Consider the following 15,203-nt stretch of genomic DNA (forward strand, 5'->3'; position numbering starts at 1 on the left):
GAGAGCCCGCCCCGGCCGACATGGCCGGGGCGGGCTCCATGTGCTGTCGCCCGGGGGCGGGTCGGGGCTCGCGGGGCGGGCCCTCCCGGACCTGTCAGAAGGTCAGGTTCCAGGCGTCGACGCGGCCGGTGTCCTGGCTGGCGTTGTCGTTCACGCGGAGCTTCCAGACGCCGTTCGCGACCTCGGCGGAGGCGTTGACGGTGAAGGTCTGGACGAGGTTGTCCGTACCGCCGCCGGCCCGGTTGTGGAGGGTGTAGACGGTGCCGTCGGGGGCGACCAGGTCGACCTTCAGGTCACCGATGTAGGTGTGCTTGATGTCGACGCCCACCTTGAGGGTAGCCGGGGCGTTGCCGCTGACGCCGCTGACCGTGATCGGGCTCTCGACGGTGGCGTTGTCGGCGACGGTGACGTCGGTCGGGTTCTCGAAGTACTTCCCGGGCGGCGGGGTGCTGCCGCCGACGGCCTTGAGCGCGTCGACCTGTCCGTCGCCGAAGAAGCCGTTCTTGGACGTGGTGCCCGTGCAGCGGCTGTCCGAGGGGCAGGCGATGTCGCCGGCCTGCGTGGCGAGCCGGTCGCGGATCTGCGCCGGGGTCAGGGCCGGGTTGACGCTCGCGATGAGCGCGGCGACGCCCGCGACGTGCGGGGAGGCCATCGAGGTGCCGTTCTTGTTGCCGTACTTGCCGCCCGGAAGCGTCGAGTAGACACCGGAGGCGCCGTCGCCGCCGGGGGCCGCGACGTCGATGACGGCGTTGCCGAAGTTGGAGTACGACGCCTTGACGTTGCCGTTGCCCATGGCGGCGACCGTCACGACGCCCGGCAGCTCGGTCGGGATGTCGATGCAGGCGTTGGTGATCGTGCGGCTGACCGGGGTGGAGTCGTTGGGGCTCTCCGAGTCGGTCGTCTTGTTCGCCAGGTCGTAGTTGGAGTTGCCCGCCGCCGCGATCTGGAGGGAGCCCTTGCTCTCGGCGTACGCCTGCGCCCGGCGCACGCCCTCGATGATGGCGGCCTGGTCCGCGTTGTCCGGGCAGTTGAACTGCCACGGGTCGGTGTAGTAGCTGTTGTTGGTGACCTTGAAGCCGTGGTCACCGGCCCACATGAAGCCGCAGACGGTGTTCTCCGCGAAGAAGAGTCCACTCGGCTTCTCGGCGATGCGGACCGAGGAGATCTTCACGCCCGGCGCGACGCCGATGACGCCCTTGCCGTTCTTGGCGGCCGCGATCGTGCCGGCCACGTGCGTGCCGTGGGTGTCGACGTCGCGCCAGGCGCCGGCGCGCGTGTCCGCCTTGCCGTAGGCGCAGGAGACCGAGTCGGCGGCGTTGAAGTTGGGCGCGATGTCCTGGTGCTGGTCGTCCACGCCGGTGTCGAGGACGCCGACCTTGACGGTGGCCGATCCGGTCGTGACGGCCCAGGCCTGGTCCGCCTTGATCTGGGTCATGTCCCAGCGGTTGGACTCGGTGAGCGTCGTGGCCGACTGCGTCGGGTTGGGCGGGATCGCCGGGTTGTAGGCGTCGGCCGGGACGTCGGACGTCCGGGTCGCGCCGACCTGCTGGACGCCGCTCACGGCGCGCATCGAGGAGGCGAAGGCCGCCGAGGCCGAGTGCGCCACGATCACGCCGATGGCGTCGTACGAGGCGAAGACGGAGCCGCCGTTGTTCGCGACGGCGGTGCGCGCGGCCGAGGTGTCACCGGGGGCGGTGATCACCAGATAGGCGCGGGTGCCGGCCGCCCAGGCCGTGGAGGCCGCCGTCGTGGCCGTCGGCGCCGTCGCGGTGCGCGCCGAGGGGGACGAGGGCTCCGGGATGGCGATCGGCGCCGCGTGCGCCGCTCCCGCGGGCGCGGCGAGGGCCACGGTCGCCCCGAGGGCGACGGCCGCCAGGGCGGAGTGTCTCAGCCGGCTGGATATGTGGGAAAACAATGCGTCCTCCGATGGCCCGGTGGCGCTGGTGGCGCCGGCCGGGCCCTGTGATGTGTGGGGTGGACGCAAGATCCCAGACGATCCGGGCGGAAGGAAGGATTCTGTCCGACAAGACCGTCTGCGTTACCCAGTGTTGACCTGGCGGGGTGGCGATCGGGGTGGTCTTCGAACGGGATGCACCGCTTCGTTCCCTGGTCGTGTCCTCTCGGGAGCGGTGCTCATGCCGGTACCTGCACTCGGGACCGCCGACGCCGTCCGCCCGCGGCGGAAGGTGACACGTCCGACGACAAGGACCGACGGCCTGGCCCGGACGGTCGGATCGTCCGGGCCAGGCCGTCGGGCCTGGGGGCGCTCCCGATCAGGCGGGGGCGCCGGGTCGCTTCACGCGACGGGGCGTCACACCGAGCCGCGCCAGGCGCCCGTCTCGTGGCCGCCGCGCTCCTCAATGAACGACTTGAACCGCTTGAGATCGCCCGTGACCTTCCGCTTGACGAACCCGAGCTTGTCGCCGACCTGCTCCGTCAGCCCTTCGGGGGCGAAGTCCATCTGGAGCATGACCTTCGTGCGGGTGTCGTCGAGACGGTGGAACGTGACGACGCCGGCCTGCCGCGCTTCGCCCTCCACGGTCGTCCAGGCGACGCGCTCGTCCGGGATCTGTTCGGTGACGACGGCGTCGAACTCGCGGCGGACTCCGCCGATCTCCGTCACCCAGTGGGTGAGCGTGTCCGTGCGCTGCTCGATCCGCTCCACACCGTCCATGAAGTTCGGGAACGTCTCGAACTGCGTCCACTGGTCGTACGCCGCGCGCACCGGAACCTCGACCTCGACGGACTCCTCGACCTTCGACATGGGAACACCCTTATCGGTTGGGGACTGTTACGGAGATCCGCCTAACCTCGACCGGAGGACTCACACCTCTTCGAGGGCGGGGAGTTTCGGAACACGGCCTAATAGGACCGCGGAGACATCGGCTTCGGTTCGGCTCCCGCCACTTCGAGGGCGCAGTGGGGCTCGCCCGGGCCGGGGGTCGCGTGGACGACCGCCTGGGACGGCGGGTCGGTGGGGAGCTCGACGGTCACGGCCACCGGACGGTCGCCGGAGAGCTTGGCGTACCCCGTCTCCTTGCCGTCGACGAGCACCTCCACCGCGCCGCCGTGCCCCGTCCGCACGGTCGCGCTCACGGAATGCCCCGCGTGGTCGATGTGGAAGTGGTGGCGTCGTCGCATGGGTCGCCTCCCGCCGGGCCGCGCCGTCCGCGGCTCCGCATCCAGCGTAGCCATCTCTCCCCCGGCCCGCGGGCGGGACGGTAGCGCTCCGTATCCGTCCAGGTCACCGCGGGTGTGGTCACCGGCCCGTCACCCGAACAGCGGCGCTCCGGGCGTGCAACCGGCCCGGTCTCCGGTGCACTGGAGGGGCAACCGCCCGCCGAGCATGGAGACGACCATGTACGAAATGCACGTCGGCATCGCGACCCCGGACGGGGTCTTCGTGTGGCACGTCGCCCCCGTGGGCAACCGGACGGCCCTGTGCGGCCAGTCCCTGCACGGCGTGCCCACCGAAGAGCGCGACAAGACCGACCGGCACTGCGCCTCCTGCATGCACTCGTTCCAGGAGCTGATGAACGACCGGCGATGACGACGGCCCGCGGGCTCAGAAACCCATGCGTTCCCGGAGCGCCGTCAGCCGCGGCCGCTTCTCCTTGCGCTCGCGCGAGTGGCGGTCCAGCTCCTCCATCAGACGGCGTGACCGGTGGTCCAGGTCGAGTTCGTCCAGGATGCGGTCCACTTCGGCCAGCAGCGCGCCGTACAGCTGCCACTGCCGCGGCTCGCGCTGGACGACCCCGAGCAGCAGCTCCGCCGCGTTGTCCCGGACGGCTCGGGCGGCGAGGAGTTCGCCGGTGAGGCGTTCCTCGGCGGCGTCGGCGCTCTCGCTGACCCTTGTGGTGACGAGGACGCCGAAGCTGACCAGGGTGTCGGCGAGGTGGGAGAGCAGCTCCTCGATGGCGGGCCCCACCTCCACGGGGACCAGGTCCTCGTCCTGCCGGGCCTTGGCGAGGTCCGTGAGGGTGCGGGCGAGCACGCGCAGCACGACGGCGCAGATCTCCAGGGTGTCCAGGCCGGTGCGCAGCACGATGCGGTGCAGGAGCCCTTCCTTGACGCGCGGGTTGAGGCGCAGGCTGTCCTCGGCCTGGCGGAGGGCGGCGTCGACGTCCGCGATGTCGTTGTCGAGGCGGCGCGCCTCGTGCAGCCGGGCGGCGGCCTGTTCCACCGGGGTGGGCGCGGTGAGTTCCTCGCCGATGCCCAGCAGCAGTTGCCGCATGCGGCGGGAGAGTTCCTCGATGGACTCCCCCGCGGTCCCCACCCAGACGGGTGGCACGAGCAGCACGTTGAACAGCAGACCGACGACGGCGCCGATCAGGGTCTCCAGGACGCGGTCCCAGGCGGTGTTCGCGACCTGGGTGACGCCGAGCACGAGCATCGCGCTGATGGCGACCTCGGGCACGAACTCGTCGACCCGCACGAACCGCCCCACCACCAGCGCCGCGAGGATGACGAGGCCGAGACTCCACCAGGTGAGGCCGACGAGGACGCTGAACGCGATGGCGATGAGCACGCCGACGACGACCGCGTTGACCCGGCGGATGCCGGTGGTGAGCGTGGAGTAGAGGGTGACCTGGACGACGAGGAGCGCCGTCAGGGGCGCTGTCAGGGGCGCCGCCTCACTGCTGAGCTGGAGGGCGACGACGTAGGCGATGGTCGCCGCCGCGGTCGAGCGAAGGGTCTGGACGACGGCCGGTTCTCTGCGCCGTGCGAGCAGTTGGGCCATCGGTCGTCGGAGCGCGGTGCGGACGTCCGCCACGTGGTTTCCCCGGTCCTTCCGTGTGCGCTGCGGTCTCCTGGCTCCCCCAGGTTTTCGCAACTCGGGCCGCTTCGCACGCCGTGCGGGGCACACGTGCGCGCCGGCGGGGGGTCGGATAGCGTCGGGGCGGCGGATCGCGCCGGCGCCGTCCCCGGACCGGGGCGGTCGCGTTACGCCGGCCGGGCCCGCGGGGTCAGGGCCGGACCCGACAGGCGCGTGGGACGCGTCGGACCAGGCGAAGGAGACGAGTCAGGATGCCGCTCGAAGGAGAGTACGAGCCGAGCCCGTCGACGTGGGTGCGCGAGCAGGTGGAGCTGTACGAGTCCTCCGGCGGCACGAAGGGCACCACGATCCGCGGCCTGCCCGTCGTCCTGGTCACGAACGTCGGCGCCCGGAGCGGGAAGATCCGCAAGACGCCGCTGATGCGGGTGGAGCACGAGGGCGTCTACGCCCTGGTGGCCTCGAACGGCGGAGCGGTGAAGCACCCCGTCTGGTACCACAATCTCGTCGCCTCCCCCGTGGTCGAACTGCGGGACGGGCCGAAGGTCCGGGACATGCGGGCGCGGCTGGTGACCGGCGAGGAGCGGCGCGTCTGGTGGGAGCGGGCGGTGGCCGCCTTCCCGGACTACGCCGGCTACCAGCGCAAGGCCGAGCGTGAGATCCCCGTCTTCGTGGTGGAACCGCTGGGCTGACCCCGGTGCGCGTACGGGGCGGGTCGCGCGGCCGGCCGCCGTGCGGGCGCTCCGTCCCCCCTCGGAATGGCGATCTTGCCGGGGGTGAGGTGGGGTGGGGTGGGGTGGGATGTGAAGCTGTCAGGCGTCCAGGACGGATGGATGAAGTCTGTGTCGACCTCGAGCCACACGGTGCCCGGCGCCCCTTGCTGGGTCAGCCTCCTCGCCCGCGACCTGCGGGCCGCCGAGACCTTCTACGGTGCCCTGTTCGGCTGGGAGTTCCGTCCCACGCCCCTGGGCGAGGAGTTCTCCGTGGCCTTCCGCGACGGCGCCCCGGTGGCCGGCGTCGGGGCCCTCGCGCCCCGGCTGGCGGTGGCGGTCGCCTGGACGCCGTACTTCGCCGTGGAGGACGCCGATCTGACGGCGGCCCGCATCCGGGAGCGCAGCGCCACCGTCGCGGTCGGCCCGCTGCGTTTCGGGACCGGCCGCGCGGCGCTCGCGGCGGACCGGGAGGGGGCCGTCTTCGGCATCTGGGAGGGCGAGCTCATCCCCGACTGGAGCGTGGGCCGGGGCGGCGCCCCCGCCTGGCTGGAGCTGCGGACCAGGAACGCGTTCGACGCGGCGATCTTCTACGCCGAGGTGCTGGACTGGGCGAGCGAGCGGCCGGACTGCTGCCAGGTCTCGTACGAGGACGACCACGTCGTGCTGAGCCATCGGGACGTCACCGTCGCCCGGATCTCCGGCGGGGCTGTGGAGGCCGCGCCCGACCCGCAGGTCCGGCCCCGCTGGCACGTCCACTTCCGTGTGGAGGACGTGGACAAGACCGTCGAGACCGCCCTGAGCCTGGGGGGCGGCAAGGCCTCCGAGGTGGTGACCACGGCGCGGGGGCGCGAGATCATCCTGCGGGATCCGGACGGCGGCCTCTTCACGGTCGCGGACGGCGCCCTCGCGGACGGCACGGGCACCGGCGGCCCGGACAGGGGAAGTCCGGACAGCGGAAGCCCGGACATCGGAAGCCCGGACACCGACCGCTCGGACGCCGGTGGCGTCTGAGGCGCGGGAGCCTTCCGCGTCACGCCCGGCCGGAGTCCGCCCCTCCGGACGCATACTGAACGCATGGGATGGCAGCCCCCTACCGTCGACGATCTGAGGGAACGGCTCGGCGCCACGCTCTTCCGCCGGGTGGCAGGCCCCTCGGGCGCCCGGACGCGCGCCCGCGTCCACGGCGCGCCGGGTCCCCGCTGGTTCGGCCCCGACCGGCCGATCCGCGCGGTCCACGGCGACGCCTCCATGTTCGTCGGAGGGCTGACGGCGCTGCTCCTGCAGTCGCTCCACCCCCTCGCGATGGCGGCGGTCTCGGCCCACTCCGGGTTCCGGGGCGATCCCTGGGGCCGGCTGCACCGGACCAGCGCGTTCCTCGCCGTGACGACGTTCGGTGCGGACGAGGACGCCCGGCACGCCGTGGAGCGGGTCCGGGCCGTGCACGAGCGGGTCAGCGGGACCACGCCGGACGGTGTCCCGTACCACGCCTCCGATCCGCACCTGCTGTGCTGGGTGCACGTGGCGGAGGTCGACAGCTTCCTCCGGGCGCACCGCACGTACGGGGCGACCCCGCTCGACGACGCCGGCTACGACGGGTACGTGGCGGACACGGCACGGATCGCGCGGGAACTCGGCGTGCCGGATCCCCCGCGCAGCCTCGCCGAACTGGCGGAGCGGATGGACGCGTACCGCGCCGAGCTGCGGGCCACGCCGGACTCCCGGGAGACCGCCCGCTTCCTGTTGCTGCGGCCCCCGATCCCCTGGCAGGCCCGCCCGCCGTACGCGCTGCTCGCCGCGGCCTCGGTGGAGCTGCTGCCGCCCTGGGCCCGGGAGCCTCTGGGGCTGCCGCGCCTGCCCGGCCCGGTGTGGGACGGGGCGCGGGTGGGCGGACGGCTGGTGACGGGGTCGATCCGGTGGGCGATGGCGCCCCGGCCGCGTACGTACGACGAGGGCGAGGCGGTCACTCTCCCGCGAGCGCGGCCCGGCGGATCGTCGCGTCGATAAGGGCGAGCGCCTGGTCGGCGGTGCGTCCTGGGGCGCGGTTCCAGGGGCCGATGAGGTCCGTCCAGCCCTGCGCGCGCAGCTCGGTGACCAGCCAGGCGGCGGAGCGGTTCATGGTGTCGGCGCTGCCGTAGCCGAGGCGGTGGGCGGTGAGCAGGGCGCCGCAGACGCAGCGGGCGCCCCTGGTGTCGCGGAGGCGGTACGGCCGGTTCTGCCAGCCCCACTCCACGAGGACGCGGCGGGCGTGGGCGAGGTGGGTGGAGGGCCGTAGGTCGGGGCGGCCGATGCGGCGCCAGCTGTGCAGGCGGTCGGGGAGGATCGCGCCGAGCCGGCCGGGGAGCGGCCGCTCGGGGGGCGGCGGGGCGGGCAGGGCGTCCAGGGCGGTGGCGACGAGCCGGTCGACGGGCACCGAGAGCAGGGCGCGCCAGTCCCCCTCGGGGGCCGGGCCGGCGGAGGCCGAGGTCGCCTCGGCCGGCTCCGCGGAGACGTCCCAGTGGCGGACGATCCCCTGCCAGGCGGCGGTCTCGTACAGTTCGGCGGCGGCGCGGTCGACGGTGTCGAGCAACGGGTCGGGAGCGAGGACCCCGGACGGATCACGGCCGATGTCGAGCGCCGGGTCGAGGGTGCGGCCGAGGGTGGGGTCGTCGGCGGTGGTCGGCATGTGGGCACGCTCCTGGCTCGATCGGTCCGCTCTCTCAGCAGAATGTCGGCCATCTACCGGTTTATCTTGAATATCACCTCGCACAAGGTGCGCGACCCACCCATAAGTTACCTTTCGGTTTACCGTGACTTCCTACGCCAGCGGCAGTAGAACTCGTTCCTCTTCCCATCGACAGAGAGGAACGTCACGTGGTATCACGCCGAAGATTCATCACTGGAACAGGTTCTCTTCTCGGCGCCCTGACCCTCCCCGGCATGGCACACGCCGCCACCCGTGTCCCGCCGGGAGCCCATCTCCCGGTTCTGGTGATCGGGACCGGGTACGGCGGCTCGGTCGCGGCGCTGCGCCTCGCCCAGGCCGGCATCGCCGTCCACATGGTCGAGATGGGGATGTCCTGGGACACCCCCGGGCCGGACGGAAAGATCTTCGCCAACACCACCAAGCCCGACTACCGCTCCTTCTGGCTGCGCACCCGTACCAAGCAGCCCCTGCACACCTTCCTCGGCTTCCCGCTCGACAAGGACGTCCCCCGCCACACCGGCGTCCTGGACGCCGAGGAGTTCGCCGGCATCACCGTCTACCAGGGCCGCGGGGTGGGCGGCGGCTCGCTGGTGAACGGCGGCATGGCGGTCACACCCCGGCGCGAGAACTTCGGGGCGATCCTCCCGTCCGTGAACGCCGACGAGATGTACTCCGTCTACTACCCGCGGGCCAACGCCGGGCTCGGCGTCACCCAGGTGGACCCGGCCTGGTGGGAGAGCGCCGCCTGCTACCAGTACGCGCGCGTGGGCCGCAAGCACGCCCAGCGTTCCGGCTTCCCCTTCGTCTTCGTGCCCAACGTCTACGACTGGGAGTACATGAAGCGGGAGGCGGCCGGGGCGGTCCCCAAGTCGGCGCTGGCCGGGGAGGTCCTCTACGGCAACAACCACGGCAAGAAGACCCTGCGCAAGACCTATCTCGCCCAGGCCGAGGCGACCGGCCGGGTCACCGTCTCACCCCTGCACAAGGTCGTCTCGGTCACCCCGGCGGCCGGCGGTGGCTACACGGTCGTCATCGACGAGCTCGACACCTCCGGAGCCACCCGGGCGACCAAGACGGTCACCGCCGGCAAGGTCTTCTTCGCCGCCGGCAGCGTCGGCACCAGCAAGCTGCTGACCCGGCTCCGGGCCACCGGCGCGCTGCCCGGACTGAACGGCGAGGTCGGCAAGGGCTGGGGCGACAACGGCAACGTCATGTGCGGGCGCGCCAACCACATGTGGGACGCCACCGGCAAGCTCCAGGCCTCCATGCCCACGGCCGGCATCGACAACTGGGACGCGGGCGGGGCTTTCGCCGAGGTGGCGCCGCTGCCGACCGGCATCGAGACGTACGCCTCGTTCTACCTCTCCATCACCAAAAACCCGCACCGGGCCGAGTTCTCCTACAACCCCGCGACCGGAAGGGTCGAGCTGAACTGGCAGAACGCCTGGAAGCAGCCGTCCATCGACATGGCGAAGACCATCTTCGACAAGATCAACGCGAAGGAGGGGACGATCTACCGCACCGACCTCTTCGGGGGCTCCAAGATCTGGGGCGACCACCTCACGTACCACCCGCTCGGCGGCGCGGTGCTGAACAGGGCCACCGACAACTACGGCCGTCTCCACGGCCACCCGGGCCTGTACGTCATCGACGGCGCGCTGATCCCCGGCAACGCCAGCGTCAATCCGTTCGTCACCATCACGGCGCTCGCCGAGCGGAACATCGAGAAGATCATCGCCACCGATCTGTGACGGCGGCGGCCGTGGGCCGGCTCAGCCCTGGGGAAGGACGCACACGCTGTCCAGGCCCAGCACGTGGTTGAGCCGGCCGAACGCCAGCCAGGAGCCGATGCTCATGCTCAGCTCCACGATCTCCGCCTGGGTGTAGTGCCCGGTCATCCGGGACCAGAACTCCTCGTCGAGACCGTGGTGGTCGACGGCGTACCGCTCGGCGTACTCGGCGGCCAGCCGCGTCCGGTCGTCGAACGCGTCGGTCGTGCGCCACTCCGTCACGGCCTCCGCGAAGCCCTCCTCGACCTTCCGTCCGTCCCGTTCGGTACGCCAGTCGAGGCAGAAGCCGCAACCGTTGATCTGCGCGATCCGCAGCCGCGCGGCCTCGAACTCGCGCAGGCCGAGGGTGGTGTGCTCGTACACCGACAGCGAGAAGTTCGCGGCCGCCATCCCGATCCCGGGGACCATGTCGCCCCAGACGTAACCGATCGGTTCCTGCCCCTCGGGGATGTCGATGATCATCGCTGTCTCCTTCCGAGCCTGCCCACCGCGGGGCGCAGGGGCACGTCCAGCGCGTCGTAGAGTCCGGGCTTGGCGTCCACGAGCCAGTCGACGGCGTTGACCAGCCTGCCGACGGCGGTGGCGTTGCCTCCCGCGGACCGGTTCTCGCCCTCGTCGGTGGCCTCGACGGTGACCTGGATGCGGGGGCGGCCCTCGACGATCACCCGGTGGGCGCCGGCGCCGTCGGGCGGCGTGGGCCAGTCGGGGGCGCACGAGGGGTGGATCCGGGTGACGTGCTCGATGACGAGGCGCGGTTCGCCGTCGACGATCCCGCGCACCTCGAAGCGCACGGCCCCCTGGGTGCCCGCCTCGAAGGTGCCCATCGTCCGGGTGGTCACGGTGGTGTCGAGCGGACGGCGCTCCAGGGTCTCGGTGATGTCGTCGAGCTCGACGCCGAGGGCGCGCGCCATGAGCCGTAGCTGGCCGCCCCACACCATGGTGGGGACGGACGGGGCGAGCATCAGGGGTTCGTACTCCAGGGGATGGCCCATGCCGACCAGGTGGCGGACGGAGTCCTCCTGCTCGTACGTGGAGTAGTCGAAGATCTCCTGGCAGCGGATCGCGTCGATGGTGGTGCCGAGGCCGCTGATCAGCAGGGGGAGCACGTCGTTGCCCCAGCCCGGGTCGACGCCGGAGACGAAGAGCGATCCCCCGCCCTCGGCGATGGCGGCCAGGACCGGGGCGCGCAGCTCCTCGGGGGCGCCCGCCGCGTCGTAGAGCGGATAGAGCGAGGGCGTGACGACCACGGCTCCGGCGCGGATCGCCGCGCCGATGTCGTCGAGCGCCCCGTCGGGCCGGATGTCGCCGGAGGCGGCGTAGACCACGGCTCGGGGGCGGGCGGCGAGCACGCCCTCGACGTCGTCGGTCGCGGCGACGCCCAGGGTGCGGCCGAGGCCGGCGAGGTCGCCCGCGTCGCGGCCGACCTTGGCGGGTGTGTGGACGAGTACGGCGTCCAGCTTCAGGGCCGGGTGGGCGTCCACGGCACGGATGGCGGCCCGGCCGACGTTTCCGGTTCCCCAGACGACTGTCGGAATCATGCGCGGAGACTAGCCTGACGGACCGTCAGTTCCTAGAGGCGTGACGTACGCGATCGCCGTCCGGGGCCGGGGCGGTGGCGGCGAGGTGCCGGGTGGGCCCGGGGCGCGGCCGTCCGTCACGGTGCGTCACCGCGCGCGGTGGGGCGGGCGTGGCTAGCGTGGTTTTCGAGACCCTGTAGGGGGTGTCTTGGCGACCCCGGCACGATCGGCGAGACACCCCCTGGGGCACCACCACGGATCCACCGTCGATCGGAAAAGAGTCACCGTCATGGCCGCACGACCTGAAGGCACGCCGATCTGGGCCGACGCGAGTTTCACCGACCTCGAGGGCGCCAAGGCGTTCTACGGCGAGGTGCTGGGCTGGACCTTCGGCGAGTCCTCCCCGGAATTCGGCAACTACACCCAGGCTCTCAGGAACGGCAAGGCCGTCGCGGCGGTCGTCCCTCCGATGCCCGGCCAGGACGCCGACCCGCAGTCGGCGTGGTGTCTCTACTACGCCTCGCCCGACGCGGCCGCCACGGCGGAGAAGATCAAGAGCAACGGCGGCACCGTCCTCATGGAGCCGATGGCCGTGAGCGACTTCGGCTCCATGTGCCTGGCGCAGGACCCGGCGGGCGTCGTCTTCGGCATCTGGCAGCCCGGCACCCACGAGGGCTTCGAGCTGGAGGGCGAGCCCGGGGCCTACATCTGGGCCGAGGTGTTCACCCGCGAGCCGGAGAAGTCCGACACCTTCCTGACCTCCGTCTTCGGCTACAACGGAAAGAAGATGGCGGACGAGAAGGTCGACTACAAGGTCTTCGACCTGGGCGGCGAGGAACCGGTCCTCGGCAGGATGACCATGACCCCCGAGGACTTCCCCGCCGAGGTGCCGTCGTACGTCCAGGTCTACTTCGCCGTGGACGACTGCGACGCGGCGGTCGCGACGGCGGAGAGGCTGGGCGGGCGGAACGTCTTCGGGCCGATGACCAGCCCGTTCGGCCGCTTCGCGAGCATCGTGGACCCACAGGGGGCGGCCTTCGCCGTGATCGACGTGTCGACCACGGAGGGTGAGATGCCCGAGATGACCTGACGCCGCCGGGCCCGGATCAGGGCCCGCCGGACACGCGGTGACGCCCGGGGCCGTGGCCGGTCCCGGGCGTCGCCGCGTCGGGGCAGGTCAGGCTCCGTCGCGGACGGCGACGATCCCGTTGAAGACTCCGACGTAGGCGGTGCCGTCGGGGCCGAGGGTGATCGGCGCCCAGTTGTTGTCGTAGGCGACGCCGGTGCCGGTCAGGCGTTGGAACGCCCGCCGACCGGTGCGGAAGTCGACGGCGGTGAGGTACCAGGCGTCGATGCCCAGGGCGTTCGGCTGCTTCTCGTAGAAGTAGAGCAGCCCGTTGACCGTGGAGAGCTTCGGCACGGTGGAGGGGGAGCGGACCGCGCTCTCCCAGACCGTGTCGCAGCCGCTGCCGTCGGGGCGGACGTCGATGCGGGTCACACCGCCCGTGACGCTGCGGCCGAAGGTCAGCGACGTCGGGTTCTCGTAGCCGTAGTTGTTCTCCACGATCAGGCTGTCACCCCAGCTGATCAGGGAGTTGTCCGTGGTGGAGGCGCCGGAGCGGAAGACCGGCACCCGGCAGACCAGGCGCTCGGCCGCCGGCACGTCGGCGCCGCGCCGGTAGACCAGGACGTTCATCCGGTCGTCGGCGTTGTCGGTGATGGCGACGTACTCCTCGCGGGAGCCGAAGAGGTCGGGTGTGGTGCCCGAACCCTGGTTCACCGAGCCCGGCTTGGTGCCCGTGCCGCGGTCGTACGTCTGCCGCCACTGGATCCGGGGAGTGCCGTCGGCGTCGGCGCGGAAGCTGTAGAGCGCGTGGTCGGAGACGATGGAGACGCCGTCCTCGGCCACCGAGAAGGAGTTCTGGATCTCCTCGCCGTCCAGGCGGACGGAGCGGAGCGCGCCGGTGGCGGGGTCGACGGTGCCGACCCGGCCGAGGCGGGTGACCCACCAGATGCGGCCGTCCCAGTCGGGCATCACGGAGGTCACGGGGTCGCACACACCGCTGGGGAAGAGATTCGTCCAGCTCACGCAGTCGTGCGGGACGAGGGAGGTCAGGTCCCAGTCGTCCTCGACGGTGAACTTCCACGCGCCGTCGGCGCCTTGCGCGTGGGCGATGCGCAGGATGTGCTGGCGGGAGTCGGCGAGGACGACCCGGTCCCGGTCGTCGAGATAGAAGTAGGCGCCCCCGGAGGTGTCCTTGAAGATCTCGTCGTGGGCGGCGATTCCCTTTGCTCCCACACTGGTGGGAACTATTTATGGCATGACCTTCGACTCCATGCCGGAGATGCGCTGGGGCCTCGGGTACCCGTCGCCATCAGCTTGATAGGGGTGGTATGAGGCAGTTGTACGTGATTTTCAAGCGGCGAGGCCGGCTGTAGCGGGCACCTGTCTCAAGCACGCGCCGCGCACTATTTGCGCATGCATCGCAGCGCAAACCGCCCATACGGGGCGCTGGGGAGAAGTGATGCGGGTGATCTCCTCGCCCTCCCCTCCACAGGCCCTCTGAGCTGGCCTTTTGGGGATCCGGAAGCGCTGGGGAGGATCCGGGGAGAACGGAGCCGTCAGCAGCACCGCGCACCTACGCCATCAAGCCCGTTCGCCGGACGGTTCGCCACCCTCTGGACGGCTTGTCGATGTCGCGGCAAATCACCGTGAGTGACAGCGGGCCGGGCCGGTGAGGGGGCCGACCTCAGCAGGCGCCCCTGGAGAGGAATTTGTGCCGACAGGTGGCGCGGATCCTGCAGCTGCAGTCCTGGGACCCACCCACCGTCGGGAACTGTGGTTCAGCCGAGTCGACAGGCGGGCGGGCTGGCTACGTGGCGTCGTGGATGCTCGCGGGTGGAAGAGCTCCTGGCGGCACGCGGTGCGGTGGTTCCAATGTGCCGGAGCGGCGGGCCCTTTGCGAATGCGCGTTCGCCGGGTTCCCTGAGTCGGGCGTGGCCGCGATTGACTGCTGGCAGTGCTCGGGCTGTTCGCGGTGGCAGTAGTAGGGGTGCGGAATGTGGCGCCGGCACCCTGATAGGCGCGGTTCGCGGGACGCGGATCTGCCGGGTGAGACAGGCATGGACGATGCCGTGGGCCCGCGCGGCAGTCAGGTCATGGGTGCGGCCCGGTGTCGTTCGGGAGAACCAGAGCGGTGTGCCGTCGGCGCGCGATGACGTTACACGTTCATGCCGTGCGACGAGGGGCTTTGCTGGGTCACCCCCCGCGCTGACCAGTCCAGTTCACCCCTGTGCTCCAGGCTGAAAGAGGTTCACTGGCGTTACGGAGGGTTATTGAGTCGATCGTCGAGCGCCGCCCGTGTGTACATGATGCCGTTACGATCCTCGACCGCCCCGAAGGGCGGCCGTCAATCCGATTCAAGATCGGCTTTCCGTCCCAGGCAGTGCGGTTGCGATCCTCGGCCACCGAAAGGTGACCACCATGCTGGTCCAGGGGCCGTCGAGGGACGGGGCGCTGAAGTTGCAATCCTCGGTTGCTCCGAAGGACGACTGCCGCCTCTCACACTCTACGGATCACCACGTTGCGATCCTCGGCCGCCCCGAAGGACGACCGCTACGTGAGCCTATCCATGATGGGGCCGGCCACGACGTCGTTGCGATCCTGCGTCACCTCAAAGGCGATTACTGCTTCCCAGCCCATCGGCCAAGACGTGACCATCCCGT

Annotated in this window: 13 protein-coding genes and 3 pseudogenes; 7 read left to right on the top strand and 9 right to left on the bottom strand. The window is 71.2% G+C overall.

What is annotated here, in order from left to right; genetic code table 11:
• Positions 1 to 94: 94 nt before the first annotated feature.
• From ACZ6RC_RS23315 to ACZ6RC_RS23325, 3 genes are all read right to left on the bottom strand, one after another.
• Positions 95 to 1,876 (bottom strand): S8 family peptidase, encoded by a 1,782-nt coding sequence (locus ACZ6RC_RS23315; protein ID WP_469586756.1) that lies wholly within the window; start codon positions 1,874 to 1,876, stop codon positions 95 to 97.
• Positions 1,877 to 2,311: 435 nt separating this feature from the next.
• Positions 2,312 to 2,764: an SRPBCC family protein gene (locus tag ACZ6RC_RS23320; protein WP_391133734.1), complete on the bottom strand. Its 453-nt coding sequence runs from the start codon at positions 2,762 to 2,764 to the stop codon at positions 2,312 to 2,314.
• Positions 2,765 to 2,862: 98 nt separating this feature from the next.
• Positions 2,863 to 3,141, bottom strand: coding sequence for a hypothetical protein (locus tag ACZ6RC_RS23325; RefSeq protein ID WP_453610526.1), 279 nt, complete (start codon positions 3,139 to 3,141; stop codon positions 2,863 to 2,865).
• A 217-nt stretch (positions 3,142 to 3,358) separates the two neighbouring features.
• Between ACZ6RC_RS23325 and ACZ6RC_RS23330 the strand changes: the two genes are divergently transcribed.
• Positions 3,359 to 3,550: a hypothetical protein gene (locus ACZ6RC_RS23330; protein WP_365715707.1), complete on the top strand. Its 192-nt coding sequence runs from the start codon at positions 3,359 to 3,361 to the stop codon at positions 3,548 to 3,550.
• 15 nt (positions 3,551 to 3,565) lie between these two features.
• On the opposite strand, the gene ACZ6RC_RS23335 is transcribed toward ACZ6RC_RS23330, so the two are convergent.
• On the bottom strand, positions 3,566 to 4,741 hold the full coding sequence (locus ACZ6RC_RS23335) for an FUSC family protein (protein ID WP_391135878.1): 1,176 nt from the start codon (positions 4,739 to 4,741) through the stop codon (positions 3,566 to 3,568).
• A gap of 287 nt (positions 4,742 to 5,028) precedes the next feature.
• On the opposite strand from ACZ6RC_RS23335, the gene ACZ6RC_RS23340 reads away from it, so the two are divergent.
• The 3 genes from ACZ6RC_RS23340 (at position 5,029) to ACZ6RC_RS23350 (ending at position 7,491) form a co-directional block, all read left to right on the top strand.
• Positions 5,029 to 5,466, top strand: coding sequence for a nitroreductase family deazaflavin-dependent oxidoreductase (locus ACZ6RC_RS23340; protein ID WP_391133739.1), 438 nt, complete (start codon positions 5,029 to 5,031; stop codon positions 5,464 to 5,466).
• 141 nt (positions 5,467 to 5,607) lie between these two features.
• Positions 5,608 to 6,498 (top strand): VOC family protein, encoded by an 891-nt coding sequence (locus ACZ6RC_RS23345; protein ID WP_469586368.1) that lies wholly within the window; start codon positions 5,608 to 5,610, stop codon positions 6,496 to 6,498.
• A gap of 63 nt (positions 6,499 to 6,561) precedes the next feature.
• Positions 6,562 to 7,491: an oxygenase MpaB family protein gene (locus tag ACZ6RC_RS23350; protein ID WP_469586370.1), complete on the top strand. Its 930-nt coding sequence runs from the start codon at positions 6,562 to 6,564 to the stop codon at positions 7,489 to 7,491.
• Here ACZ6RC_RS23350 and ACZ6RC_RS23355 read toward each other — a convergent pair.
• Positions 7,448 to 8,149, bottom strand: coding sequence for a DUF6197 family protein (locus tag ACZ6RC_RS23355; protein WP_469586373.1), 702 nt, complete (start codon positions 8,147 to 8,149; stop codon positions 7,448 to 7,450). The genes ACZ6RC_RS23350 and ACZ6RC_RS23355 overlap by 44 nt on opposite strands.
• Before the next feature lie 254 nt (positions 8,150 to 8,403).
• Between ACZ6RC_RS23355 and ACZ6RC_RS23360 the strand changes: the two genes are divergently transcribed.
• The gene (locus ACZ6RC_RS23360) at positions 8,404 to 9,921 is read left to right on the top strand and encodes a GMC oxidoreductase (protein WP_469586377.1); all 1,518 of its coding nucleotides are present in this window, start codon (positions 8,404 to 8,406) and stop codon (positions 9,919 to 9,921) included.
• Between the two features lie 21 nt (positions 9,922 to 9,942).
• On the opposite strand, the gene ACZ6RC_RS23365 is transcribed toward ACZ6RC_RS23360, so the two are convergent.
• Positions 9,943 to 10,422 carry a carboxymuconolactone decarboxylase family protein gene (locus ACZ6RC_RS23365; RefSeq protein WP_391133751.1) on the bottom strand — a complete coding sequence of 160 codons (480 nt, stop codon included), beginning with the start codon at positions 10,420 to 10,422 and terminating at the stop codon, positions 9,943 to 9,945.
• A complete protein-coding gene (locus ACZ6RC_RS23370) occupies positions 10,419 to 11,498 on the bottom strand; it encodes an NAD(P)H-dependent amine dehydrogenase family protein (RefSeq protein WP_469586382.1) in 1,080 nt (359 codons plus the stop codon). The genes ACZ6RC_RS23365 and ACZ6RC_RS23370 overlap by 4 nt, the downstream gene beginning before the upstream one ends.
• A gap of 268 nt (positions 11,499 to 11,766) precedes the next feature.
• Here ACZ6RC_RS23370 and ACZ6RC_RS23375 point away from each other — a divergent pair, with 268 nt between their 5' ends.
• Positions 11,767 to 12,567, top strand: coding sequence for a VOC family protein (locus tag ACZ6RC_RS23375; protein ID WP_391133757.1), 801 nt, complete (start codon positions 11,767 to 11,769; stop codon positions 12,565 to 12,567).
• Positions 12,568 to 12,654: 87 nt separating this feature from the next.
• Here ACZ6RC_RS23375 and ACZ6RC_RS23380 read toward each other — a convergent pair.
• Positions 12,655 to 13,746, bottom strand: a pseudogene (locus ACZ6RC_RS23380) (hypothetical protein); the annotation flags it as partial.
• On the opposite strand from ACZ6RC_RS23380, the pseudogene ACZ6RC_RS23385 reads away from it, so the two are divergent.
• Positions 13,739 to 13,916 (top strand): annotated as a pseudogene (locus ACZ6RC_RS23385) (CorA family divalent cation transporter); the annotation flags it as partial. The pseudogenes ACZ6RC_RS23380 and ACZ6RC_RS23385 overlap by 8 nt on opposite strands.
• Positions 13,917 to 14,321: 405 nt before the next feature.
• Here ACZ6RC_RS23385 and ACZ6RC_RS23390 read toward each other — a convergent pair.
• Positions 14,322 to 14,731: pseudogene (locus ACZ6RC_RS23390) on the bottom strand (transposase family protein); the annotation flags it as partial.
• Between the last annotated feature and the right edge of the window lie 472 nt (positions 14,732 to 15,203).

This window comes from Streptomyces sp. NPDC048353 (assembly GCF_055587165.1).